Annotated in this window: 23 protein-coding genes; 13 read left to right on the forward strand and 10 right to left on the reverse strand. The window is 72.1% G+C overall.

Annotated features, from left to right (window positions below):
• Window positions 1-69 precede the first annotated feature (69 nt).
• Both ACTFTM_RS01800 and ACTFTM_RS01805 read left to right on the forward strand, forming a co-directional pair.
• Window positions 70-555 carry a SigE family RNA polymerase sigma factor gene (locus tag ACTFTM_RS01800; RefSeq protein ID WP_422737672.1) on the forward strand — a complete coding sequence of 162 codons (486 nt, stop codon included), beginning with the start codon at window positions 70-72 and terminating at the stop codon, window positions 553-555.
• Window positions 552-1,616, forward strand: coding sequence for an LCP family protein (locus tag ACTFTM_RS01805; protein ID WP_449564141.1), 1,065 nt, complete (start codon window positions 552-554; stop codon window positions 1,614-1,616). Before ACTFTM_RS01800 ends, ACTFTM_RS01805 begins: the two co-directional genes overlap by 4 nt.
• Window positions 1,617-1,688: 72 nt before the next feature.
• On the opposite strand, the gene ACTFTM_RS01810 is transcribed toward ACTFTM_RS01805, so the two are convergent.
• Together ACTFTM_RS01810 and ACTFTM_RS01815 are read right to left on the reverse strand one after the other, a co-directional pair.
• Complete coding sequence (locus ACTFTM_RS01810) at window positions 1,689-3,245, reverse strand: LPXTG cell wall anchor domain-containing protein (protein ID WP_449564142.1); 1,557 nt, start codon at window positions 3,243-3,245, stop codon at window positions 1,689-1,691.
• Between the two features lie 143 nt (window positions 3,246-3,388).
• A complete protein-coding gene (locus ACTFTM_RS01815) occupies window positions 3,389-3,601 on the reverse strand; it encodes a hypothetical protein (protein ID WP_449564143.1) in 213 nt (70 codons plus the stop codon).
• A gap of 122 nt (window positions 3,602-3,723) precedes the next feature.
• Between ACTFTM_RS01815 and ACTFTM_RS01820 the strand changes: the two genes are divergently transcribed.
• The gene (locus tag ACTFTM_RS01820; protein WP_449564144.1) at window positions 3,724-4,107 is read left to right on the forward strand and encodes a phage holin family protein; all 384 of its coding nucleotides are present in this window, start codon (window positions 3,724-3,726) and stop codon (window positions 4,105-4,107) included.
• A 136-nt stretch (window positions 4,108-4,243) separates the two neighbouring features.
• Window positions 4,244-5,269 (forward strand): class II fructose-bisphosphate aldolase, encoded by a 1,026-nt coding sequence (fbaA, locus tag ACTFTM_RS01825; RefSeq protein ID WP_124771129.1) that lies wholly within the window; start codon window positions 4,244-4,246, stop codon window positions 5,267-5,269.
• Window positions 5,270-5,320: 51 nt separating this feature from the next.
• Here fbaA and ACTFTM_RS01830 read toward each other — a convergent pair whose 3' ends face one another.
• On the reverse strand, window positions 5,321-6,514 hold the full coding sequence (locus tag ACTFTM_RS01830; protein ID WP_449564145.1) for an LOG family protein: 1,194 nt from the start codon (window positions 6,512-6,514) through the stop codon (window positions 5,321-5,323).
• 248 nt (window positions 6,515-6,762) lie between these two features.
• On the opposite strand from ACTFTM_RS01830, the gene ACTFTM_RS01835 reads away from it, so the two are divergent.
• On the forward strand, window positions 6,763-7,191 hold the full coding sequence (locus tag ACTFTM_RS01835) for a DUF3151 domain-containing protein (RefSeq protein WP_449564146.1): 429 nt from the start codon (window positions 6,763-6,765) through the stop codon (window positions 7,189-7,191).
• A gap of 45 nt (window positions 7,192-7,236) precedes the next feature.
• On the opposite strand, the gene ACTFTM_RS01840 is transcribed toward ACTFTM_RS01835, so the two are convergent.
• Together ACTFTM_RS01840 and ACTFTM_RS01845 are read right to left on the reverse strand one after the other, a co-directional pair.
• Window positions 7,237-9,504: a chromosome partitioning protein gene (locus ACTFTM_RS01840; protein ID WP_449564147.1), complete on the reverse strand. Its 2,268-nt coding sequence runs from the start codon at window positions 9,502-9,504 to the stop codon at window positions 7,237-7,239.
• Between the two features lie 71 nt (window positions 9,505-9,575).
• Window positions 9,576-10,601, reverse strand: coding sequence for a diacylglycerol kinase family protein (locus ACTFTM_RS01845; protein ID WP_449564148.1), 1,026 nt, complete (start codon window positions 10,599-10,601; stop codon window positions 9,576-9,578).
• A gap of 124 nt (window positions 10,602-10,725) precedes the next feature.
• On the opposite strand from ACTFTM_RS01845, the gene ACTFTM_RS01850 reads away from it, so the two are divergent.
• From ACTFTM_RS01850 to purD, 3 genes are all read left to right on the forward strand, one after another.
• Window positions 10,726-12,015, forward strand: coding sequence for an adenylosuccinate synthase (locus tag ACTFTM_RS01850; protein WP_449564149.1), 1,290 nt, complete (start codon window positions 10,726-10,728; stop codon window positions 12,013-12,015).
• Window positions 12,016-12,214: 199 nt separating this feature from the next.
• A complete protein-coding gene (locus ACTFTM_RS01855; RefSeq protein ID WP_449564150.1) occupies window positions 12,215-13,144 on the forward strand; it encodes a type IV toxin-antitoxin system AbiEi family antitoxin domain-containing protein in 930 nt (309 codons plus the stop codon).
• A gap of 133 nt (window positions 13,145-13,277) precedes the next feature.
• On the forward strand, window positions 13,278-14,528 hold the full coding sequence (purD, locus tag ACTFTM_RS01860) for a phosphoribosylamine--glycine ligase (RefSeq protein ID WP_449564151.1): 1,251 nt from the start codon (window positions 13,278-13,280) through the stop codon (window positions 14,526-14,528).
• Window positions 14,529-14,735: 207 nt separating this feature from the next.
• On the opposite strand, the gene ACTFTM_RS01865 is transcribed toward purD, so the two are convergent.
• Window positions 14,736-15,803 (reverse strand): DUF418 domain-containing protein, encoded by a 1,068-nt coding sequence (locus ACTFTM_RS01865; RefSeq protein WP_449564152.1) that lies wholly within the window; start codon window positions 15,801-15,803, stop codon window positions 14,736-14,738.
• Window positions 15,804-15,948: 145 nt separating this feature from the next.
• Here ACTFTM_RS01865 and ACTFTM_RS01870 point away from each other — a divergent pair, with 145 nt between their 5' ends.
• Both ACTFTM_RS01870 and ACTFTM_RS01875 read left to right on the forward strand, forming a co-directional pair.
• A complete protein-coding gene (locus ACTFTM_RS01870; RefSeq protein ID WP_449564153.1) occupies window positions 15,949-17,094 on the forward strand; it encodes a sensor histidine kinase in 1,146 nt (381 codons plus the stop codon).
• Window positions 17,091-17,732 carry a response regulator gene (locus ACTFTM_RS01875; RefSeq protein WP_449564154.1) on the forward strand — a complete coding sequence of 214 codons (642 nt, stop codon included), beginning with the start codon at window positions 17,091-17,093 and terminating at the stop codon, window positions 17,730-17,732. The genes ACTFTM_RS01870 and ACTFTM_RS01875 overlap by 4 nt, the downstream gene beginning before the upstream one ends.
• Before the next feature lie 5 nt (window positions 17,733-17,737).
• On the opposite strand, the gene ACTFTM_RS01880 is transcribed toward ACTFTM_RS01875, so the two are convergent.
• The 3 genes from ACTFTM_RS01880 to ACTFTM_RS01890 form a co-directional block, all read right to left on the reverse strand.
• Window positions 17,738-19,300 (reverse strand): AMP-binding protein, encoded by a 1,563-nt coding sequence (locus ACTFTM_RS01880; RefSeq protein ID WP_449564155.1) that lies wholly within the window; start codon window positions 19,298-19,300, stop codon window positions 17,738-17,740.
• Window positions 19,301-19,549: 249 nt separating this feature from the next.
• Window positions 19,550-20,764, reverse strand: coding sequence for an acyl-CoA dehydrogenase family protein (locus tag ACTFTM_RS01885; RefSeq protein ID WP_449564156.1), 1,215 nt, complete (start codon window positions 20,762-20,764; stop codon window positions 19,550-19,552).
• Window position 20,765: 1 nt separating this feature from the next.
• Window positions 20,766-21,218: an SCP2 sterol-binding domain-containing protein gene (locus ACTFTM_RS01890; protein WP_449564157.1), complete on the reverse strand. Its 453-nt coding sequence runs from the start codon at window positions 21,216-21,218 to the stop codon at window positions 20,766-20,768.
• Between the two features lie 68 nt (window positions 21,219-21,286).
• Between ACTFTM_RS01890 and ACTFTM_RS01895 the strand changes: the two genes are divergently transcribed.
• On the forward strand, window positions 21,287-21,925 hold the full coding sequence (locus ACTFTM_RS01895) for a TetR/AcrR family transcriptional regulator (RefSeq protein WP_449564158.1): 639 nt from the start codon (window positions 21,287-21,289) through the stop codon (window positions 21,923-21,925).
• An 11-nt stretch (window positions 21,926-21,936) separates the two neighbouring features.
• Here ACTFTM_RS01895 and ACTFTM_RS01900 read toward each other — a convergent pair whose 3' ends face one another.
• Window positions 21,937-22,563 (reverse strand): DedA family protein, encoded by a 627-nt coding sequence (locus ACTFTM_RS01900; protein WP_449564159.1) that lies wholly within the window; start codon window positions 22,561-22,563, stop codon window positions 21,937-21,939.
• Window positions 22,564-22,733: 170 nt separating this feature from the next.
• Between ACTFTM_RS01900 and ACTFTM_RS01905 the strand changes: the two genes are divergently transcribed.
• Together ACTFTM_RS01905 and ACTFTM_RS01910 are read left to right on the forward strand one after the other, a co-directional pair.
• On the forward strand, window positions 22,734-23,885 hold the full coding sequence (locus ACTFTM_RS01905; RefSeq protein ID WP_449564160.1) for a sensor histidine kinase: 1,152 nt from the start codon (window positions 22,734-22,736) through the stop codon (window positions 23,883-23,885).
• The gene (locus ACTFTM_RS01910) at window positions 23,882-24,523 is read left to right on the forward strand and encodes a response regulator (protein WP_449564161.1); all 642 of its coding nucleotides are present in this window, start codon (window positions 23,882-23,884) and stop codon (window positions 24,521-24,523) included. The genes ACTFTM_RS01905 and ACTFTM_RS01910 overlap by 4 nt, the downstream gene beginning before the upstream one ends.
• Window positions 24,524-24,542: the final 19 nt, after the last annotated feature.

The following is a 24,542-nucleotide window of genomic DNA, read 5'->3' on the forward strand; positions in this document are numbered from 1 at the left end:
TTGATCGCCGTCACCGCAATGTTCAGCGGGTCCGCTCCCGTCATCTGAGGCAGGACCCCGGGAGGTGCAGTGACGTACGAGGAGTTCGCGGACACGCGGCTTGCCCCGCTGCTGCGGTACGCGGTGATGCTCACCGGTGATCCGCACCAGGCCCAGGATCTGGTGCAGGAGACGATGGTCCGGGTCCAGCTGAACTGGCGGCGGGTCGCTCGCGCGGACTCGCCCGAGCGGTACGTGCGCCGCATGCTCACCAACCAGTACGTCGACTGGAAGCGCGGCTCGTGGATGCGTCGGGTGCTGCTGCGCGGGGAACCGGACGAGTCCCTGCCGGCATCCACCGACCACGCCCAGTCCGCCGTGGACCGGGACCAGATCTGGACCTGGCTGTCCCGGCTGCCACGCCGGCAGCGCGCCACCCTCGTCCTGCGCTACTACGAGGATCTGCCCGACGCCGAGATCGCCGACATCCTCGGCTGTGCCGTCGGGACCGTCCGTTCGTCCATCTCCCGGGCCCTCGCCACGCTCCGGGCCGAGTACGTGGAGGTTCCGTCATGATCGAGGATGACCTGCGTGCCGCCTTCGCCCGGCACGAGCCGCTGACCCCGCCGACCGGTCCGCTGCGCGCCGCGATCGATCGCCTGACCGTTCGCCGTCGCCGTCGGCGTCGCCGCTGGCGGGCCGGTGGTGCCGCGTTGGCTCTGCTCGGGGTGCTGGGGATCGGGGTGCCGCTGCTGACTCCGGAGCGCGGGGGCCCGCCGCCGACCGCCGAACTGCTCGGTGAGTCCGCTCGGCCGGTACCGTCCGGCGCGCTGAACATCCTGCTGCTCGGCCTTGACGGCGAGGGACCGGCGGCGACTCGGGCCGACGCGGTGCTGTTGGTGCACATCCCGGCCGACCGCAGCCGCCCCTACCTGGTGTCGCTGCCCCGCGGCCTGGCGGTGTCGATCCCGGGCCACGGCACCGACAAGCTGAACTCCGCGTTCCCGGCCGGCGTCGGGTCGGTCCGGCCGGACATGACCAAGGGGTACGAGCTGACCCGGCGCACGGTGGCCGAGCTGACCGGGGTCCGGGTGGACGCCGGTCTGGTGCTGACGTACCGCGCCGTGCGGACGCTGACCGACGCCGTGGGCGGTGTGCCGGTCTGCCTGAGTGACCGGGTGCGTTCGGTCCACACTCGGCGGGTCTTCCCGGCGGGCTGCCAACGCCTCGACGGCGCCGCGTCGGTCGATCTGCTCCGGCAGCGCTACGGGTTGCCCGAAGGCAACCAGGACCGGGACCACAACGCCCGGATCTTCGCCGCCGGTCTCGTCCGCCAGGTCGCCGACCAGGACATACTCACCAATCCGGTACGCCTCGCCAGACTGTTCGCCGCCGTCGGCCCGGACCTCGTGGCGTCACCCGACCGGGGGGCCGTCCTGGACCTGCTGCGGATCGCTCCCACGCTGCGGTCGGTCGAGCCGGTCGGGCTGGGCCTGCCGGTCGCCTCGCCGACCGCGAGGGACGGCTCCCTGCGGGCCGATCCGACGTTCGTGCCGGAGCTCCTGAAGGCGCTGCGGGAGGACCGCCTCGAGGAGTGGGCCGCCCGTCACCCGACATTGGTCGACGGCCCTCGGTGACTCCGTGGACTGCGACGGCACCCCACGGCCCGGGGGGAGAACGGCGGCGGGGTGCCGGTCAGGCGGGGCAGGTCAGGCGACGAAGTGGGTGCTGCGACGTCGGGCGAGCAGGTAACCGCCGAGGCCGGCAACGAGCAGCAGGCCACCGAGGCCGGCGAGCAGACTCGTCGGGGTGCCGGTGATGGGCAGCGAACCACCGCCACCGCTGCCACCGTCACCGTCGCCGCTGCCGCCACCCTGGCCCGGGTTGACCAGGATCGTGGCCCGGTCGTTGGCCGGCTTGATGTCGCCGGTGAAGCTGCCGCCGGCGGGACACTCGCACGGCGCGTTGACCCACACCGTGCCCTTGGCGTTGGGAACCACCTTGTCGATACGCAGCCGGAAGTCCACGGTGTAGGTCACGCCCGCGACCAGCAGCATGTCCGAGGCGCACTGGTACGTCCGGGTGCCCGCTCGCGGTTGACAGCCGAGGGGAACCTCGACGGCCGTGGTGCCGGGTGGCAGCTCGACGAGCGTGTGGGTGGCGGCCTCCCACTCCTCGCTCACGTTGTCGAGCGTCGCCGGGCCGTTGTTGCGCAAGCCCACCGTTGCCGTCACGACCGTGCCGACACCGCCCTTGAGCGTGGCGCCGATCGCCGCCAGGTCGGTGCCGTTCCTGCCGGTGACCTTGATGATCCAACCCGTGTAGTCGAAGCCCGGGCCGACGTCGGTCTGGTCGGCCTGCCGTGCCCGGTTGGGCGCCTCGGCCAGGGTCAGCTTCGGACCGCTGCCCCGCACGGCAGCTCGTGCGCCGACCGCTTCCCGTACGCGGGTCAGGTCCTCGAAGTCGGCGATGGTCATGAACTGGGCATAGCCGGACTGGTTGGTCGGCGCGTAGGTGTCCTTCCCGAGTTCGAGGTTCAGCGTCGTGGACACTGCTCCGCCCACCGGAATCTCCTCGTCGAACTGGCAGGAGACGAGGTGGTCGTCGGAGTAGAGGCAGTTGCTGAAGCGGTCCCTGGTCCGCATCGAGTACGGGAGGTCGAAGACCGCGACGAAGCCGGTGACGGTCTTCGCGCCGACGTTGGACACGGCCAGCGGCACCGGTACCTTTCCACCCGGCTTCGAGGTGAAGGTGGTGAACGGACCGCCAGCCAGGTCCACGCCCTCGCCGATGCGGACCTGCGAGGTGTAACTGCCCCGCCGCCCACCGGCCGCCTCGAAGCTGACCACGACGTCGCCGGAGTCGCCGACCTGCGCGTCCTGAGTGGCGGTCATGTTCACCCGCTTGGTGACGCCGCGGTAGATCCCGCTGCCGAGAGGCGGCAGCTCGCTGAGAGCGACACCGAACTGCTCCGGACAGAGGAGGACGCCCGGCTCCGGAGTCGTGCACTCCTGCTGGTCGGCGGGTGTGATGCTGATCTTGTTGGCGAGTGAGCGGTAGTCGTACCGCACGGAGAGGTCGTCGAGGGTCGTCGCCTCGTCGGCGTACAGGAACAGCTGGGACGTCTTCGCCGCACCGACGGCCAACGTGGCGTCCTGGAAGTACGGCTCGATGGTGGCAGCCGCGACGGCGGGGGTGGCGGACACGGCGACCAGGGCGCCCACGGCACCCAGCCCGACCAGCCAACGGATCGTGTGCTTGAGCACGAGGGTCCTCCCAGGGGTAGGCAGCGCTCGTCCAACCTAGGGAGAATCGACGCGCCTCGCACGCCCCGCTCTATCGATACGCGTCCAACCATCCGAACGGCCGGGTACCTCTGCCGCAACGGGTAAGGACAGCTCCGCCGGGTTCAGCGGTAGTCGTCCTCGTCCGCGGTGACCACGCGGGCCTGCTCCATGGCGTCCCAGTCGTCGACCTCCATGCCGCGGTGCGGCTCGACGTCGACGTCGGCGGCATCGACCGAGGTGGCCTGCTCGACCGCGTCGGCCGGCTCCGCCTCCGGATCGCGTTCGTCCGCGGCGAGGTGGTCGCCGGGGGTGAAGTCCTCGTCGGGCTGACCCATCGTCCCTCCCGGGGTCTCGGGGCACGGCTCCCACCACCGTACGGGCTGCGTCCGCTTCGCGCCGGCAAGCCGAGTCGGCCGAATCACCCCGGGACGGCGGGAGCCGGTGCCAGGATGGTCCCGTGGGCTTCCTCATCCGACTGGCGATCACCGCAGTCGCGTTGTGGGTGACCACGCTGATCGTGCCCGGGGTCGACGTGCACGGCCGCTCGGGTGGCAACACCGTGCTCACCCTGGTCGTCGTGGCGCTCATCTTCGGTGTGATCAACGCGGTGCTCAAGCCGATCATCCGGGTGGTCGGCTGCGTGTTCTACCTGCTGACCCTCGGCCTGTTCGCCCTGGTGGTCAACGCGCTGCTCTTCCTGCTCACCGACCGGATCGCACGCGGACTCGACCTGCCGTTCCAGGTGGACGGCTTCTGGGCGGCGTTCTGGGGGGCGATCGTCATGACCGTGGTCACCTGGCTGATCAGCGTCATCGTGCCGGACAGTCTGGACACCCGGTGAACGGGTGACACCCCCTCCGGTTGGTCCCGCCTACCTCACCTGCGGGATACTGCCGGGCGGAGGACAGCGCGGTCCGGCGCACAGACGAACAACAGCGGCCAGCACGGCCGAGAGTGGTAAGTAAGGAGCGCATCACATGCCCATCGCTTCCCCCGAGGCCTACGCGGAGATGCTGGACCGCGCCAAGGCTGGCCGGTACGCGTACCCCGCGATCAACGTGACCTCCTCCCAGACGCTGAACGCGGCGCTCAAGGGCTTCGCCGACGCGGAGAGCGACGGCATCATCCAGGTCTCCACCGGTGGTGCCGAGTACCTGTCCGGTCCCTCGATCAAGGACATGGTCACCGGCGCGGTGGCGTTCGCCGCGTACGCGCACGAGGTGGCCAAGAAGTACTCGGTCAACATCGCCCTGCACACCGACCACTGCCCGAAGGACAAGCTGGACAAGTTCGTCCGTCCGTTGATGGGCATCTCGCAGGAGCGCGTCAAGCGCGGCGAGGAGCCGCTGTACCAGTCGCACATGTGGGACGGCTCGGCCGTGCCGGTCGCCGAGAACCTGCAGATCGCCGCCCAGCTCCTCGACGAGGCCGCCAAGGCCAAGATCGTCCTTGAGATCGAGGTCGGCGTCGTGGGCGGCGAGGAGGACGGCGTCGAGAACGCCATCAACGACAAGCTCTACACCACCACCGAGGACGGCCTGGCCATGGTCGAGGCGCTCGGCCTCGGCGAGAAGGGCCGCTACATGGCGGCGCTGACCTTCGGCAACGTGCACGGCGTCTACAAGCCGGGCAACGTCAAGCTCCGCCCCGAGATCCTCAACCAGATCCAGGAGGCGGTCGGCGCCAAGTACGGCAAGGACAAGCCGCTGAGCCTGGTCTTCCACGGCGGCTCGGGCTCCCTGCTCAGCGAGATCCGTGAGGCCCTCGACTACGGCGTCGTGAAGATGAACATCGACACCGACACCCAGTACGCCTTCACCCGGCCCGTCGCCGACCACATGCTGCGCAACTACGACGGCGTGCTGAAGATCGACGGCGAGGTCGGCAACAAGAAGCAGTACGACCCGCGTGCCTGGGGCAAGGCGGCCGAGGCCGGCCTGGCCGCCCGCGTGGTCGAGGCGTGCGAGCACCTGCGCTCCACCGGCACCACGATGACCAAGTAACGAACGTCCCGTCGACGGCCGGCTCCCCACGCGGGGGCCGGCCGTCGCCGTTCACGCCGTCAGCAGGCGGACGGCCTCGCGGACGTCGTCGGTGAGGTGGATCGTCGACGAGAGGTCACCGAACGGCGAGGCGGCCAGCAGCGGACGCAGCAACGCCTCCACCGGCAGATCCCGCGTCCAGTAGGAGCGGTCCAGGAAGATGTACGCGCCGCTGGCCCCGTCGGTGCCGTAGTAGGTCTTGGTGGCCGCCTGGAACACCTCCTGCACCGTGCCCGCCCGCCCGGGCGCGAACACGATGCCACCCCGGGCGAGGCGCAGGATGGTGTCCTCCCGGATCGCGTTCGAGAAGTACTTCGCGATCCGTCCCGCGAACAGGTTCGCCGGCTCGTGCCCGTACAGCCAGGTCGGGATGGCCAGCCCACCGGCCCGCGCCCACGCCAGGTCGTCGCCGCGCTGGCGGGGTACGCCCGCGTACCGCTGCCGGACCGTCAACGCCACCGCCGTGTACCGGTGGTGGTCGGTGAAGTCGGGCGCGGTGGCCAGCAGGTCGATCGCCGCGGTCAGGTCCGCCGCCGGCCGGTCCGCCAGGAAAGCGCCGAGGTTCGCGGCCTCCATCACCCCGGGGCCGCCACCGGTCACCACCAGCCGGTCGGCCCGCGCCAGCTCCCACCCCAGCACGGCGGCCATCCGGTACGCGGGACTGCCGCGTCGCACCGCGTGCCCGCCCATGATGCCCACCACCGACTGCGACCCGTGTGCGGTCAACCAGGCCCGGGTCGCGTCGCCCAGCGCGTTGTCCACGCCATGGTCGTGCAGCCGCTGACCGAGCGCCTCCTTCACGTCCGGCAGCGCGCCGCCGTGCGCCCGGTAGTGCTCGTAGACCCGGGTGTCGTACATCCCGGCGAACCCGCCCTCGGCGAACCCGGCGGCGAGGTCGTCCGGGGTGTAGAGGTGCGCCGGCTGGGTCGGGTACGGCAGCCCGGAGAACGGCGGCACCACGTTCGCGCCCCGCCGGACCAGGTCGGCGCCGACCTCCCGGGAGGCGAACCGGCACCCGACGAAGAGGGTGCCGGTGACCTCGACGCCGGTCAGGTCGGGTACCGGGGCGAGGTCGAGGCGTAGTCCCTGCACGGTCAGCCCGGTCAGGCGGCCGGTGACCAGTTGCCGGTCGAACTCGTCCCGGCTCTGGATCTCGTCGGCGTGCAGGTGCGGTTCGATGACGTCGGTGGGTGGTGGGGTCGGCACCGAGCCATCCTGCCCCTTCGACGGGGTCGACCAAACCCCGGGCGGCCCGGGACGCGACAGGAGCCCGGAGGTCGTGGCCACCGGGCTCCTGCGTAACCGGGTCCTGGGGAGGCTCCGGACCATTAGTTGTAGTGGAAAACACCTGGCGGCGGCATAGGCCGCAGGCGTGATGAACTCCTCACCCGTTCAGCGGAACGCGTCCGCCGACCCGCTCGCATGTCGCCCTGTCCAGCGGGTTGAATGGGGCGATGCAGAACCTTTTGCCGGAGCCACCGGCCACCCTCCTGCCCGCGAACGACGAGGCCGACGCCGCCCTGGCCGCTGCCCAGGAGGCCGGCACCGACGAGGCGTACACCGAGGTCGCGGCCCGCTTCCCGACCTTCAGCGCGGCGTGGGGCGCGCTCGCGGCCCGGGCGTTCGCGGCCGGCGCGGTCGTGACGGGGTACGCGTACGCGCGCACCGGCTACCACCGTGGCCTGGACCAGCTCCGCCGCAACGGCTGGAAGGGCCACGGGCCCGTGCCGTGGTCCCACGAGCCCAACCAGGGCTTCCTGCGCTGCCTGTACGTGCTCTCCCGGGCCGCCGACGAGATCGGCGAGGCCGACGAGGCGGCCCGCTGCGCCCAGTTCCTGCGCGACTGCGATCCGGAAGCGGCGGACGCCCTCGCCAGCAACTGATCCCGCTCCGACGGCCGGCCCGGCACCGGGCCGGCCGTCGGCTGCTCAGAGCCCTTCGGCGACCGCTGCGGCGATCTTCAGCCAGGCGTCCCGGGTCGCCGAGGACAGGCCGCCGTACCGGATCGGCTCGCCGCTGTCGATGAGCCGCTCGTACGGCGCCAGCAGCACCGCCCGGGTCCGGGCCGCGAAGTGCTCCTGGATCGCCGGCAGGTCGATCTCCTTGCGGGACGGCGGCATCGACACCACGGTGACCGCCTGCCGGACCAGCCGCTGCCGGCCGCTCTGCTCCAGGTGGTCGAGCATCCGGGCGGCGGTCTCCGCCGAGTCGTTACGGGCGGACATGGTGACCACGAGCTGGTCGGTGGCGTCCATGGACGCCTGCCAGTTCTGTGCGCGGACGTTGTTCCCGGTGTCCACGAAGATCAACTTATAGAACCGGCTGACCACCTCGCGGATCTCGGCGAACGCGGCAGCGGTCAGCATCTCGCCACCGGTGGCCGACTCGTCCGAGGCGAGCACGTCGAACATGCCCTCGCCCTGCGAACGCACGTACTGCGACAGGTCGCCGACCCGCCCGTGCGCGCCCTGGAACTGCCCGAGGTCACGCAGCATGTCCCGCACCGTGCGGGCGTGGAAGTCCTGCTGGGCGCGCATCCCGAGGGTGCCCTGGGTCTCGTTGTTGTCCCACGCCAGGACGTAGCCGCCACGCTTCTGACCGAACGTCATCGCGAGCAGCAGGATGGCCACCGTCTTACCGGCGCCGCCCTTCGGGTTGACCACGGTCACCTGCCGCAGCCCACCGAAGTTGCGGCGCACCATCTCGATGTCCCGCTTGAGCTCCTGCTCGTGCCGCCCGGGCGAGAGCCGGAGTAGGCCCATCTTGTTGACCACCGCTCGTACGCCCATGGTGGCCACCGGGTCGGCGGGCCGTACCTGCCGACGGCGGGCGAAGTCCTCCGCCGTCGGCGCGGCGGTGGTCTCCGGCGTCCACGTGGCGTCCGGGTAACCCGTGGCCGGCACCCGCGCCACCGGGTCGGTCTCCTGGTACTGCTGCGGCGGCCCGGGCGGCGTCGCGGCCGCGCCCTGCTGCCAGGGAGGCGGGTACCAGCCCGGCGACGGGGGGAACGGCCCCGGCGGCGGGGTCGGCACGGCGTCCTGCTGCGGCGGTTCCACCGGTCCAGGGCCGGCCTGACCAGGAATCGGCGCCTGGCCGCCGTAGACCTGCCCCGCGTACGACTGCGTCGCCGCACCGCCGTTGTCGACGGCGGGCGTCGGCGGTGGCGGAACCGGCGGTGGCGGGATGCTGCCCTGCTCCTGGGCCGACGGGGGCGGGCTGGCCGGTCGCTGCGGTGGATACGCCCAGGGTGACTCGGCCGCCGGCCGAGCCGCCCCGACGGCAGGCGGGGTCTCCCCGCCACCCGGCGACCCCGGTTCCGCTGTCGGCCCTGCTGCCGTCGGGGCTGCCGTGCCGGAATCCGCCGTGGCCGCGCCTGCCGCGGGTTGCCCCGGTACGACCGGTCCGGCCGCGCCGGGGCCTGCGGTGGCCGCTCCCTCGGCGGCAGCGGCTACGACAGGCGGGCGGTCCAGGGAGAACGGCAGGTCCAGGTCGACGCCGCCGGGCGGCCCGGGTACCGGGCCGACGCCGGGTTCGTCCGCCGGCCCCGCCCCGGGCGGGCCGCCGGCTGCTCCGGGGGCGGTGCCGCCTGCTTCCGGTGAGACGCCGGCCGCTCCGACGCCGGTTGCTCCGTTCGCGCCGCCGGGCGACACGGCGGTGGCCGCCGAGTTCGGCGTGGTGCTGTCGGTGCGCGCACTGCCGGGCCCGACGAGCCCTTCTACCGCTGGTGGGAGGGGTGGTGTCGGCGGTACGGGCGGCGCGGAAGGAGTCGGCGACGCCGTCGACGCGGGCGACGCGGCCGTTGGTGACACGGCCGGTGGCCAGCTCGGTTGCGCCGGAGCCCAGCCCGCACCCGGCCCGCCCGGCCCGTTGGCGCCCCAGCCGGTCGGTGGCGGCACCGCCCCGGTCAGCGACGGATAGTCCGACGGAGACGGCGGTGGCAGGGACGCGGCGCCCGGCTGCCCGGGGACCCCGGGACGGCCGACCGACGGTGCCGTGATCGGCGGTGCGGCGACCGGCGGCGTCACGGCCGGAGGCGCGGACTGCCTCGGGACGCCCCGCTGCTCGGCGACCGCCGCCCACGGCGGTACCACCTCTGCGCCCTGCTCGGCCGGATCCGGCGGCCACAGTGGTTCGATGTCCCGCTCCGGCACCGGCTGCTGGCCGGGCACCTGAGCCCGGTCGGCGTTCTTGTCCATTACGGTTCCTCCCCAGTCCTCCTGCGAGGATAGGCCCACCGGCCGACCAGGGCCGGTCGGCGCAACCGGGGTCAGACCACCCAGACCGCCCAGGCGTCCGGCTCGACCCACCACGAGCGCTTGCGGGTCAGTTCACCCTCGACGCCGTCGTCGAGGTAGGGGACCTTTCCCTCGCGGGGCAGCACCGACACCGCCCGTCCGCGAGCCCGCCGCACTTCGAGGCGTACCCGCTTGCGACCCAACGCCGACCGGACGACCACCGGGACGGCCACCGCGACCTCGACCCGGCCGTCCGCCGGGTCCGGCGCGGCCAGCAACGTCACGTCGTCGAGCGACGCGTACCCGCCGGCGTTGCCGATCGCGCAGGCCAGCAACGGTTCATCACCGTCGGTGAGGACGGTGTCGTCGACCTCCACCCGGGCCCTCCAGTGCAGCGGTCGACCCGCGTCGTCGGCGGCCCCGAGCAGCGCGCCGTCCAGGGTCACCGAGCCGCCGTCGTTGCGCAGCAGGTCCAGCCGGCGTGGCGTGCCGTCCAGCACCGCGGCCGCCACGGACGCCGGGTCACGGGGCAGGCCGAGCTGCGCGGCCAGATCCCGCTGGGTGCCCCCGCGCGCCGGGTCCAGAGGGAGTACGGCGACCGGCGGCAGGTCGGGCAGGGTCCGGTCGTCGCGTAGGTCCGCCGGGCGACGACTCGGCGGTGGCGCGTACCGCCGAACCAGCCGGCGCAGCACGGCGCGCAACTGACCGTCGCTGGCCGTGGCGACGACCAGCCGGGTCTTTCCGTCCGCGTCGGGCCAGGTGAGGCCGTCCGGGCGGGCCGGGCCGTCGAGCTGCGCGAGGACGGCGTCGATCTCCGCGTCGGAGTGGGCGGTGACCGTCTGCACCCGGGCGCCCCGGGCGGTCAGCGCGTCGGCGCAGGCCAGCACCGGCACCCGGGGTCGATCGGAGGCACAACTGTCGACGTCACCCGGCGTCGGCCCGGCGCCATCGCCGTCCGCGCCTGTCGCCTTCGCGCCGCCGCAGCAGGCCTCGCCGCTGCCGCACCCGCCGGAAGCGTCCCGCTCCGACGAGAGGGTGAGCAGCACCACGTCGTACACCGAAGGAGCCTCCTGCCTCTCGACGCGACCCCTGCCGGTCGCGCCGTCACTACTTGTTAACCTGACACCCCGGGCTCGCCAACCGGTCGCCACCTGGCACCCGAGCCTTCTGGAGGCGGAAAAGATGCCAGCGATCGTGCTCATCGGCGCTCAGTGGGGCGACGAGGGCAAGGGCAAGGTTACCGACCTGCTGGGTGAGCGGGTCGACTACGTCGTGCGCTACTCCGGCGGCAACAACGCCGGGCACACGGTGATCACCCCGGACGGCCAGAAGTACGCGCTCCACCTGATGCCCTCCGGGGCGCTCTCGCCGAACGCGATGATCGTCATCGGCAACGGCGTGGTCGTCGACCCCAAGGTGCTCCTCGCCGAGATCGACGGTCTCGCCGAGCGTGGCGTGGACGTGTCCCGGCTGCGGATCTCCGGTGACGCGCACCTCATCATGCCGCACCACCGGGCGCTGGACCGGGTCGTCGAGCGGTACCTCGGCTCGTCCCGGATCGGCACCACCGGTCGGGGTATCGGCCCCGCGTACGGCGACAAGGTCGCCCGCATGGGCATCCGGCTCCAGGACCTGCTCGACCCGGGCATCCTGCGCAAGAAGCTGGAACTCGCGCTGCGCGAGAAGAACCAGATGCTGTTCAAGGTCTACAACCGCAAGGCGATCGACCTCGAGGCCACGGTCGAGGAGTACCTGGAGTACGCGGAGCGGCTCAAGCCGTACATCGCCGAGACCCGGGCCATGCTCTGGGACGCCCTGGACCGTGGCGACACGGTGCTGTTGGAGGGCGCCCAGGCCACCATGCTGGACATGGACCACGGCACGTACCCCTTCGTGACCTCGTCCAACCCGACCGCCGGTGGCGCCTGCGTGGGCGCCGGCATCCCGCCGACCGCGATCAACCAGGTGATCGCGGTGAGCAAGGCGTACACCACGCGGGTCGGCTCCGGGCCGTTCCCGACCGAACTGTTCGACGCCAACGGCGCGCACCTGCGCAAGATCGGCGCGGAGTACGGCACCACGACCGGCCGGGAGCGCCGGTGCGGGTGGTTCGACGCGGTGGTCGCCCGCTACGCCTGCCGCCTCAACGGCGTCACCGACCTGGTCATCACCAAGCTGGACGTGCTCACCGGGCTGCCGAAGGTGCCGATCTGCGTCGGCTACGAGATCAACGGCAAGCGGGTCGACGACATGCCGATGACCCAGACGGACTTCCACCACGCCACGCCGGTGTACGAGGAACTGGACGGGTGGTGGGAGGACATCACCAAGGCCCGCACCCCCGAAGACCTGCCGGAGAACGCCCGCCGCTACATCGCGAGGGTCGAAGAGCTCTGCAACACCCGGGTGAGCGTCATCGGCGTAGGCCCAGGCCGAGACGAAAACGTAGTCCAACACCCCCTCCTCCCCTAATCCCCCAGGGTCCCCCGGGGTCCCGCGCGGGATCCGGGGTCCCCACCCTGTTGATCATGAAGTTTATTGCCCGTCACCTCGGCGTGTCGTGGCAATAACTTCATGATCAATGCGCAAGGGTGGATCGGGTTATCCACAGGGCCGGGGTGGTTGTCCACAGGGGGTTTCGGGCGGTCTCCTGGTCCGACAGGGTGGCCGGGTGGATGCCTTGGCTGCGGTGCGGCGCGTCGCAAACGCGCGGGACGGGATCGTGACGGTCAGGCAGGCGCGCGCCGCCGGCTTTACCGCCCACGAGGTGCGGCGGCTCTGCCGCGCCGGTCACTGGCGGGTTGTTGCGCGTGGCAGCTACCTGGTGGACGCCGACCTGTATGACGAGGTGCCCCGGCGGGCGCGCATCAGGGCGGCGCTGGAGTCCTTTGGTCCGTCTGCGGCAGCAGTGCTCGGAACAGCGGCCGAGCTGCATGAGATGGCTGGTCTACCGGCTACCGAGATGATTCATCTGTCGGTGCCTGGCCCGGTTGCCAGGCCGGCGCGGGTCGTCCATCCGGAGGTGGTCGTCCATCAACTGGTGATTCCGTCCGAGCAGTTCGTCCGGATAGACGGATTGACCACGACCGGAGCTCTCAGGACCCTTGCCGACGTGACTCTGCGGGTTGATCGCTTCTCGGCGGTGAGTGTGCTGGATTCGGCCTTGAACCGTCGGTTGGTGGCAGCTGAAGACCTGCTTTCTCTACCGCGCCTGATCCGTGGGCGTCGAGGTGCGATCGCGGCACGTGCATATCTTGCTGAGGTGGATGGGCGGGCGCAGTCACCCCTCGAGACCCGCGCCCGGCTCCGTTGCGTCGACGGAAGAGTGCCGCCGGATGCGCTGCAACTGGAGGTGCGCGACCACGACGGATACCTGCTGGGCATCGGCGACCTCGGGTGGCGTGGTTACCGGATCATCGCCGAGGCCGACGGTCGTGCCCCGCACGGCTTGCCGGATGCCGTGTTCGCCGACCGCCGCCGCCAAAACCGACTGGTGAACGCAGGTTGGACGGTGCTCCGTTTCACCTGGCAGGACACACTGCGCCCGGACTACATCCCGTGGACCGTGCGGCAGGCGATGACCGCCGCACGACATCGCTGATCATGAAGTTACTGCCCCGACACACCGAAGCGGAGGGCGACAACTTCATGATCAACGGCAACTCGGGCGGGGCGGTGCGTGGGCGGCCGGCGGCGGCCGGGGGTGGGGGTGGGGGGCAGTAGGATGGCGCGTTGTGCGGGTTCTCTTGGTGGGTGGTGGGGGGCGCGAGCATGCGCTTGCCCTCGGGTTGGTGCGTGATTCGGGCGTCTCCGCGTTGATTGCCGCTCCTGGTAATCCGGGGATAGCCGAGATTGCCGAGTTGCGGGCGGTTACCGCCACCGATCCGGCCGCCGTCGCGGCGTTGGCGGTGGAGACCGCGGCCGACCTGGTGGTGATCGGGCCGGAGGCGCCGCTGGTCGCCGGTGTCGCCGATGCCGTACGTGCCAAGGGGATCGCCGTGTTCGGCCCGTCCGGCGCGGCCGCGCAGTTGGAGGGATCCAAGGCGTTCGCCAAGGACGTGATGACCGCCGCGGGTGTGCCGACCGCCCGGGCGTACGTCTGCACGGACGAGGAGAGCACCGCGCGTGCGCTCGACGAGTTCGGGGCGCCGTACGTGGTGAAGGACGACGGTCTCGCGGCCGGCAAGGGTGTGGTGGTGACCGACGACCGGTCCGCCGCGCTGGCGCACGCCGCCGAGTGTGGCCGGGTCGTGGTCGAGGAGTTCCTCGCCGGCCCGGAGGTCAGCCTGTTCGTGGTCACCGACGGCGAGGCCGCCGTGCCGCTGCTGCCCGCGCAGGACTTCAAGCGGATCGGGGACGGCGACACGGGCCCGAACACGGGTGGCATGGGAGCGTACGCGCCGCTGCCCTGGGCGCCGCCGGGCCTGGTCGACGACGTCATGCGGGACGTGGTCCACCCGACGCTGGCCGAGCTGCGCCGCCGGGGCACGCCGTTCGCGGGCCTGCTCTACGTCGGGCTCGCGATGACCGCCGCCGGCCCCCGGGTGATCGAGTTCAACGCGCGTTTCGGTGACCCGGAGACCCAGGTGGTGCTCGCGCTGCTGGAGACGCCGCTGGGTGGGTTGTTGCACGCCGCGGCGACCGGCACGCTGGCTGAGCATCCGCCGCTGCGCTGGCGGGACGGCGCGGCCGTCACCGTGGTGCTCGCCGCGCAGGGCTATCCGGCCGCGCCGCGCACCGGCGACGTGATCACCGGAGCGGACCGGCCGGGCATCATCCACGCGGGCACCGCCCGCCGGGCCAGCGACGGCGCGTTGCTGTCCGCCGGCGGCCGGGTCCTTTGTGGTACGGCCACCGGTGGCGACCTGGCGGCCGCCCGGGAGGCGGCGTACGCGCTGGTGGACGGGGTGGAGTTGGCCGGCTCGCAGCACCGCACCGACATCGCCGCCGCCGCGATCGACGGCCGGATCGCGATTCCCGGCTGAAGCTGTCAGCGCTCCGGCATCGGCCGGCCCAGCGCGGCCGGCGCCGTTGGCGCGAGGTCGGCGAGCTGAAGCCGCCAGCGCTCCGGCATCGGCGTGGCCAGCGCCTTCGGCGCGAGGTCGACGAGCTGAAGCCGCTTGCCGGCGTGGGTCAGGCCGAGTCACAAACTCCGTGCCCCGCCACCGGATCGGCGCGCGTCGCCGCGCGGGTCAGGCCGGTATCGGCGAGTCCGTGCCCCGACGTCGGATCGGCGCGCGTCGCCACCAGGTCAGGCACCGCCACACCCACTCGACCGGGCCGTACCGGAACGACCGGAGCCAGAGCACACTCCACACCGCCTGGACGATGATGATGGCGACGGTGAGGCCCACGATCCGGGGCAGGTCGTCGGTGCTGTCGATGCCCAGCGGCGGTCCGGCGAGCAGGAACAGCACGGTGGCGCTCAGGTAGTTCGTCAGGGCCATCCGGCCCATGGGCGACAGCACCGCGGACAGCGCTGGTCCGATCGGCGTCCGTAGCAGCAGCACCAGACCGCAGCAGTACGCGAGGCCGGTGGCGATGCCGGCGAGCGGAGGCAGCAGGCTCACGCCGCCGCCCGGTCCGCCGAGGACGTTGACGAACGGCAGGTCCACCTCGCGGACGGTCAGCACGATCCAGGTCACCGCGAGCGCGGTGCAGACGACGAACGCGATCGCCACCCGACCGGCGCGACGCTCAAGGGCGGCCGGCACGCCCAGTTCGGCCAGCGCGTAGCCGAGGGCGAGCAGGCCCGGGATGGGCCCGTAACCGACGACGAGTTGCGCGCCGACGAGCAGCAGCAGTACCGCGACGACGAGGGCCGTGCGCCCGCCGAGGTAACTCAGTGGCAGCAGCACGAGCAGACCGGCCAACGCGTACGCGGTCAGCGCCTCGCCAGGGTGGACGACGAAGTGCGCGGCGCCGATCAGCAGGAGGACGACCAGTCGGCGGGCCAGCACCACCCGGGGCCGGCTGGTCCGGTTCGCGGCGCGTCGGAGGAAGATGCCGAAGCCGACACCGAACAGGATCGAGAAGATCGGATAGAACCGCTCGTAGAAGAGCAGTTGCACCGCCTCTGGCAGTTGCGACGAGGTGCCGGCCGCCTCGCCACGGAAGACGACCTGCTGGTAGATGTTGATGATCAGGATGCCGCAGAGCGCGAAGCCGCGCAGCGCGTCCAGCGCGCCGATACGCGGCCCGACGGTGGACACGTCGGTCGGTGCCGGTGGCCGGTCAGTCGTCCGTACCGATTCGGTCATGGATCGATCCCACCGTGTGGCGGCCGAGCGTCGTCAGCGGAGAAAGTCGTGACCGCTACCTCCTTTCGTCGTACGCCGGTCGTGGTTCGTCGGGTCTCCGCACGCGCGGCGGGCCGTTTTCCGGGTGCCCGGTTACCCTGCTGCCATGGGCCGACGCCGGATGCTCCGGGTCGCCGTGGACGTGTTGCTGGCGCTCCTGGCGACGGCGGCCGGCGGCGGTCTGGAACTGGCGGATCCGGCCGCCGACACCAAGCTGATCACGGCACCCACCTGGGCGTACGTGGCCGCGCAAGCGGTCGCCGCAGCCATGCTGCTGGTCCGTCGGCAACGCCCGTACACCGCGGCGCTGGCCATCGCCGGGATCAGCCTCTTCGCGCCGGCCTGGGCCGCTGTCCTCGTTCCGTACGCGGTCACGGCGTACGGGCGGGGTCGGCGGTGGCGACAGTGGACGGTGATCGGCCTGCTGACGGCGGCGTTCCTGATGGGGGCGAGCGCCTGGTCGATCGACGATCCGTTCACCGCGCCGGCGGTCATCCTCGTCGCGGCGCTGGCGGGCATGTACGTCCGGGCCCGGCGCAGCCTGTTGTTGGAGCTGACCGACCGGGCGGAGCGGGCCGAGCGGGAGCGGTTGCTCCTGGCCGACCAGGCCCGCGCCGACGAGCGGGTGCGGCTGGCCGCCGAGATGCACGACGTGGTCACCCACCGGATCAACCTGATGGTGTTGCAGGCGGGCGCCTTGCGGGTCACCACCTCCGATCCGACGGTCCGGGCGGCGGCCGAGGAACTGCGGGCGACCGGTTGCCGGGCGTTGACGGAGCTACGCGACCTGGTGGGGGTGCTGCATGGCGAGGACGGACACCCACGGGTCGATCCGATCCCGGACGACACACCCGAGCTGGGTCGGTTGGTCGACGATTCCCGTGGGGTGGGCCTGCCGGTGCGGCTGACCGAGGTGGGCGACCCGGAGGCAGTCGCACCGACGGTGCGCAGGACGTTGTTCCGGCTGGTCCAGGAGTCGTTGACCAACGTGCACAAGCACGCTCCGGGCGCTGCCGCCACCGTTGCGGTCGAGTACGGCAGGCACACCGTGTCGGCCACGGTGTCGAACACCCCGGCGTGCCGGTCACCCGACGCGGTCCTCGCTGCCGCCGGTGGGGGCACCGGCCTGGCCGGGTTGCGGCACCGCGTCGAGGTGCTCGGCGGGACGTTGACGGCCGAGCCGACGCCCCGGGGCGGCTTCGCCGTCCACGCGACGCTGCCGGCGCGCGTGTCGACGGCGGTGCGGTCGTGATCCGGGTACTCGTCGTCGACGACGAGCGGATGGTCTGCGCCCACCTGTGCACCATCCTCGGTTCCGCGCCGGACCTGGAGGTCGTCGGCGAGGCGTACGACGGGGCGGACGCCGTCGAGGCCGCGGTTCGTCTGCGGCCCGATGTGGTGCTGATGGACCTGCGGATGCCCGGCGTCGACGGGATCAGAGCCACCGAGCGGATCATGACCTTGCCCGCGCCGCCCCGGGTCCTGGCTCTCACCACGTTCGACCTGGACGAGTACGTCACCGGGGCGCTGCGGGCCGGCGCGGCCGGCTTCCTGCTCAAGTCCACGCCGCCCGAGGACCTGCTCGCCCTCGTCCGGGTGGCGGCTGCGGGGCACACGGTGCTCTCCGCGGCGGCGGCCGACCGGCTCGTCGCCCAGACCGGGCGTACCCAGCGCGCCCGTGACCTGATCCGGTCGCTCACCGAACGCGAGGTGGAGGTGCTGGAGAGCCTGGGGGCCGGTCGGTCGAACCAGCAGATCGCCAGCCGCCTGCACCTGTCCGAGGCCACCGTCAAGGGTTACGTGTCACGACTCCTGGTCAAGCTCGACTGCGCTAACCGGACCCAGGCGGCGTTGCTGGCGCGGGAGGCGGGTCTGGGCGCGCGTCGGTGAGCGGCTCAGCCGTAGTAGCGACGCAGCTCCCGGGCGAGGACCTTGCCGGTGGCGTTGCGGGGCAGGTACTTCACGTAGACCACGTCCCGGGGTACGGAGAAGCGGGCCAGGTAGTGCCGGACGTACTCGCGGACCGCCTCGGGGTCGAGCGTCTCGCCGGGGTGCAGGGCGAGGAACGCGGCGAGTCGCTGGCCGTACTCGGGGTCGGGTACGCCGATGACGGCGGCCTCGCGTACCTGCGGTAGCTGGGCGAGCAGGTCCTCCACCTCGGACGGGAACACGTTCTCCCCACCGGAGACGATCATGTCGTCGGCTCGGCCGTCGACGAAGAGCAGCCCGTCGGCGTTGAGCCAGCCGAGGTCGCCGGTGTCGAGCAACCCGTCGCGGGTTTCCCGGGTGGCACCCGAGGTGTAGCCCTCGAAGAGCATCTCGTTGCCGACGAAGATGCGTCCGACCTGCCCCTGCGGCACCGGTTGGCCGGCGTTGTCGAGTAGTTCCAGTCGGGTGCCGTGCGGTGGTCGGCCGGCCGTGGTGGGCGCCTGGCGCAGGTCCGCCGGGTTGGCGATCGACGCCCAGGAGACCTCGGTGGACCCGTACAGGTTGTAGAGGACGTCGCCGTACGCGTCCATGAACTTCGGTGCGAGCCCGCCGGGCAGGGCCGATCCGCTGACCGCGACGACCTTGAGCGATGGGCGCGTGTCCGGCGGGGGCACTTCCAGCAGCCGCTGGAGCATCACGGGTACGGCGAAGAGGGCGTCGCAGCGGTGGGCGACCAGGGCGGCGAGCGTGGCGGCCGGGTCGAAGCGGCGGTGCAGCACGATGGTGGCCCGCAGCGCGAAGCACACCTGGAGCGCGGCGAATCCCCAGGTGTGGAAGATCGGGGCGGCGATCAGCACCCGGTCCTTCGCGTGCAGGGGGATGCGGTCGATGATGGACACGAGCGGCCCGAAACCGCTGGGTGTGGGACGGCGGGCGCCCTTGGGAGCGCCGGTGGTGCCCGAGGTCAGCACGATGATGCGGCCGTCGCGCTCCGGCGGGCGCAGCTCGCCCGGCAGCGCCCCGGCCACCAGTTCCTCGCGGGCGCGCTCGTCCAGGCGGGGCAGCTCGGCGGGGAGGCCGAGGACCCGTTCGGCGAACTCGTCGTCGTGCACCAACAGCCGTAGCCGCTGCTCCTCCGCGACGGTCGCCAGCTGGGCGGCGGAGAGGCCCGTGTTGACCAGCACCGCGTCGACGCCGAGCAGGGTCGCCGCGACGATCGTCTCGATCAGTCCGTGGTGGTTGCGGCAGAGCACACCGATCCGGTCGCCGGACTGTACGCCGAGTCCGGACCGCATCGACCGGGCCATTCGTTCGGCCCGGTCGAGGAGCGCCTGGTAGGTCAGCTCGACGCCGTCCTCGTCGATGATCGCCGGTCGTCCGGGGTCGCGGGCGGCTGCCTGGCGTAGCTCGCCGGCGAGGCTCCATCCCCAGGTACGCAGCGCGTTGAGCTGCGAGGCGACCCGGACCGGGCGGCCCGGGGTGAGCAGACCGCGACGGGTCAGCGTGGTGACGACGAACGGCAGGTCCATGCCGCAGACCTCCTCGGGGCGCTACGCGGACAGCCCCATCTCGTCGGGGCGTCTTCCTTGATCATGCACCCGGTGCCGCGGCGGGCCCAGCCGACGTCGGCGCGGGGTGACGTAGTCGGCACAGATAGGCAGGAGCGGGTCGCCGGAGATGAACCAGGAGGGCGCCGACCTGCGCGCGCGCCGACCGGTCGGGCCGTCGGCCGGAGCGGCCGCCGACCCGACGATGGTCGGAGCGCGAGGAGCCGAGGGTCAGCGGATCTGCATGCCGGAGATCGCTCGGGAGATGACCAATCGCTGGATCTCGGACGTACCCTCGAAAATGGTGTAAATCTTGGCGTCGCGGTACCACCGCTCGACCGGATGGTCGCGCAGGAAGCCGGCACCGCCGAGCAGTTGCACCGCCTTCTCGGTGACGGCCACCGCGACCTCGCCGGCCTTGAGCTTGGACATCGAGCCCTCGCCCGCGGTGAACGGGCGGTTGTTGCGGCCCATCCAGGAGGCCCGCCAGACCAGCAGTCGCGCCGCGTCGATCTCCATTCGCATGTCGGCCAGCGCGAACGCGACCGCCTGGTTCTCGATGATGGGCCGTCCGAACTGGACCCGGTCCTTGGCGTAGTCGAGGGCGTACTCGTAGGCGGCCCGGGCCACGCCGAGCGCCTGCGCGCCCACGGTCGGTCGGGACAGTTCGAAGGTCCGCATGGCCGCCTGGCCGGAGGCCCGTTGCCCGGACCGGGCGCGTGCCAGCCGCTCGTCCAGGGCGTCCTTGCCGCCGAGCAGGCAGCGGCCGGGCACGCGTACCTCGTCGAGGAAGACGTCGGCGGTGTGCGACGCGCGGAGGCCGAGCTTGCGCAGCTTGCGGGTCGCTGCGAGGCCGGGGGTGCCCGGCGGTACGACGAACGCCGCCTGACCGCGTGAGCCGAGTGTGGGGTCCACCGAGGCGGTGACCACGTGTACCCCGGCGATGCCGCCGTTGGTGGCGTACGCCTTCTGGCCGGTGAGCACCCACTCGTCGCTGGTCTCGTCGTAGACGGCCCGGGTGCGCATCGCGCCGACGTCGGAGCCGGCCTCGGGTTCGCTGGTACAGAACGCGGCGACGGCCGGTGAGTCGACGTCGCCGAAGCACTGCGGCACCCACTCGACCATCTGGTCGGGAGTGCCGGCGCCGTAGATGGCGGCGACGGCGAGCGAGGTGCCGAAGATGCTCAGGCCGATGCCCGCGTCACCCCAGAAGAGCTCCTCGCTGGCGATGGGCAGGGACAGCCCGGTCGGGTCGGCCCAGCAGGTGGCGAGGAACTCGAAGCCGTAGAGGCCGACCTTGGCGGCCTCCTGGATCACCGGCCACGGGGTGTCCTCGCGTTCGTCCCACTCGGCGGCGGCCGGGCGCACGACCTCGGCGGCGAAGCCGTGCACCCAGTCGCGTAGATCCCGCTGTTCCTCGTTCAGGTCGAGCGAGAACTCGGCCATGTCAGGCCTTGGGGATGTCGAACAGGTTGGCGATGTTGGCGGCGAGGCCCAGGTCGCCCTTTGCCTTCAGCTTGCCGGTCATGAACATCATGACCGGGTTAGCGCCGCCGGAGACGATCTTCAGGAACTCCACCGGACCCATGGTGAGGCTGAGCTTCGGGTCGTGCTGCGGGGTCTCGTTCACCTCGCACTTGCCGTCGGCGACGACCACCTCGTAGGTGTCGCTGCCGCCGTCCGGGCGACCGGTGATGATCCAGTGGATGACCGCGTTGGTGGAGCCGGCCCGGTCCGCGCGGAACAGCGACGGCATCCGGCCGAACACCTCACCGAGGATCCTGCCGCGCATGTCACCGGCCATCACCTGGGCGATCTTGTCGTCCGGGGTGGACTTGACCAGCTGGGCGAACTCCTTGGGCCCGACGTTGGCGAAGTTGGCCGGATCGAAGTCAGTCATGAGACGCGCCTTCCGGAAGATTTGGCTACTCGCGCGTAACCCTACGCACGAGTAGGTATGCTCGCAAGGTGTCCACGCCTCCCGCCTTCAAGCGCCTACCGCGCGCCGTACGAGAGCAGCAGATGCTCGACGCGGCCGTGAAGGTCTTCTCCCGGCGCGGCTTCCACGCCGCCAGCATGGACGAGATCGCCGAGGACGCCGGCATCTCCAAACCCATGGTGTACGCGTACCTCGGCACCAAGGAGGAGCTGTTCGTCGCCTGCCTGCACCGGGAGGGCACCCGGATGATGCAGGCCATCGCCGGCGCAGCCGCCCCCGACCTGCCGGCCGACGAACGGCTGTGGCGAGGGCTCAAGGCGTTCTTCGGCTTCGTCGGCGCACACCGCGACGGCTGGGCGGTGCTCTACCGGCAGGCCCGCGGCGAGCAGCCGTTCGCCGGTGAACTGGCCACCATGCGCGCCCGGCTGGTCGAGGTGGTCGCCGGGATGCTCGACCACGCGCTGCGCGTCAAGGGCCGCGAGATCGCGCCCACCGACCTGGAGGTCGTCGCGTACGCGCTGGTCGGCGCGACCGAGTCGCTGGCCGACTGGCTCGCCGACCACCCGGAGGTCGACCCGGAGAAGACAGCCACCCGGATGATGAACGTGGCCTGGCTCGGCGCGGCCCAACTCCTGCACGGCGTCGTCTGGCGCCCACCGGCCGACTGACTGCCCGGGCGTCACCGCACCGGGGTCGCGGGCGTCGACCGCGCGGATCGGCGACGGTTGCCGACCCAGCGGGCCACCTCGACGACCACCGTCACCGTCAGGGCGAGGCCCAGACCGAGCAGGAGACCGCGAAGGGGGTCCTGCTCGAACGCCAGGCCGCCGACGTAGCCGACCAGCGCCGAGTACAGCCCCCACGAGCCGGCGGCGAGCGCGTCGAACGCCAGGAACCGCCGCCGGGGAAATCGCACCGCACCCATGGTGAGGGTGACCGCCGTCCGGCCGCCGGGCACGTAGCGGGCGACGGTGAGGATCAGGCCCCCGCGCGTCGCGATTCCTCGACGTGCCCGCTCGATGGCGGTCCGGCGTCGGCTGTCGGGCGGTAGCCGGCCGATCAGTCGCCCTCCGCCGCCCCGCCCGATGGCGTACGAGACGTGGTCGCCGACGAGCGCCCCGGCGGCGGCCACCAGGATGACGGCGGGCAGGTACGGCGTTCCCGAGGCGGCGAACACCCCGGCCGTTATCACCGCCGTCTCGCTCGGCACCACCGGAAAGAAGCCGTCGAGCACCGCGATCGCGAAGAGCGCCAGGTACACCCAGGGCGAGGACATCGTGTCGTGCAACAGGCCGAGCAGATCCATGGTTCGGATGCTGGTGCGCGCGGCGGCCCCCGCCATCGGCCACCGGTCAGGCGGGCGGCACTACTTAGGTAGCTACCGGCCCGGACGACGGCTCAGGGTGTTCCCCCACCGCACCCGGGTCCTGTGACGCGCGGCGGGTCCGCCCGTGCACGAAGCCCTACGCTCGCTGGGTGGCATCCACCACCGTGACCGTCCGGCGGGCCCTCCGGCCGTACGCCTCGCTGCTGCTCGCGGTCGTGGTCGCGGGAGCGGTGTGGGCCAGCGCGGCCGGTGACCTCGGGGTCCGCTCGCCGTTGCCGGGCGTCGTTCCGCTGGTCCTCGCTGTGGCCTCCGGCTGGGCCGCCGGTGTCGTCCGGACCCGTCGCTGGCCGTTGTTCCTGGTCGCGGCGGTTGGTTGGCTGGTGCTCGCCGCCGCGGCGGCCGGAGTGGTCGCCTCGTACCAGGCCGGGGTGCGGCTGCGGGGCCGCCAACTCGCCGGTTACCTCGCCGGCGCCGCCGTGGTGCTCGGCGGTGGGGTCGTGGTCGGGCAGCAGGTGGGCGGCGAACGCCGGATCACCACCGCCACCACCGGCAACGTTCTTCTGCTCGCCGCCTGCCTGGTCGGACTTCCGTTGCTCTTCGGCCTCTGGGTACGTGCGCGTCGGGACACTCTCGCCGCGCTGCGGGACCGGGCCGAACGGCTTGAGCGCGAGCGGGAGGCCCACGCCGACCGGGTCCGCGCCGAGGAGCGGACGCGGATCGCCCGGGAGATGCACGACGTGGTGGCGCACCGGGTCTCGCTCATGGTCGTGCACGCCGGAGCCCTGGAGGTGACCGCCGCGAACCCGGCAACCATCGAGACCGCGGCGCTCATCAGGATGACCGGCCGGCAGGCGCTCACCGACCTGCGTGAGGTGCTGGGTGTGCTCCGACAGGCCGAGGTGGCCGTGCTGCCGGAGCGAGGGCTCGACGCGCTGGACGAGCTGATCGAGGAGTCCCGTACCGCGGGTGTGCGGGTGTCCCGGAACGACGAGGGCGTGCCGACCGCACTGCCGGCGACGTTGGGGCGTACCGCGTACCGGGTCGTCCGCGAGGCGTTGACGAACGTGCGCAAGCACGCGGCCGACGCGGAAACGGTCGTTCGTCTGCGCTACCTCCCCGACGGTCTGGAGGTGGTGGTGCGCAACGGTCCGTCCGCGGGTGGGCCGGAGCTGCCCGGTGCCGGACAGGGCCTGCTCGGGCTGCGCGAGCGGGTGGAGCTGCTCGGCGGCCGGCTGGACGCGACGACCGTCGACGGCGGCTTCCTGGTGCGGGCCCTGCTTCCGCTGGCGGGTGTGGCGTGATCCGGGTGCTGGTCGTCGACGACGAGCAGCTCGTCCGCGCCGGGTTGCGGCTGATCCTCGAGGCGGCGAAGGACATCACCGTGGTCGGCGAGGCGGCGAACGGCGCCGGCGCGCTGGAGCAGGCCCACCGGTTGCGCCCCGACGTGGTGCTGCTCGACGTGCGGATGCCGGGCGTCGACGGGCTGACGATCGCGCCGGAGGTGGCGGCCGCCGGCCCGAAGGTGATCATGCTGACCACCTTCGACCTCGACGAGTACGTGCACCGGGCGCTGCGTGCCGGTGCGGTCGGCTTCCTGCTCAAGGACACCCCACCCCACGAGTTGGCCGCCGCCGTCCGTACGGTGGCCGCCGGGCACGCGATGCTGGCCCCGACGGTGACCCGGCGGCTGATCAGCTCGTTCGCCGAGCGGGGTCCGGCCCGTCGGGACGCGGCTCGCGGACGGCTCGCCGCGCTCACCGAACGGGAGCTGGAGATCGTGCGGGAGGTGGCGCGCGGGCACGGCAACGCGGAGATCGCCAGGCGGCTGACGATGAGCGAGGCCACCGTGAAGGCGCATGTCAGCCGGGCGCTGGCGAAACTGCACGTGGGCAATCGGGTGCAGTTGGCGATCCTGGTGCACGACGCCGACCTGCTGTGACGGACCTCGGGGCCGTGCG

This window comes from Micromonospora sp. RB23 (assembly GCF_053585025.1).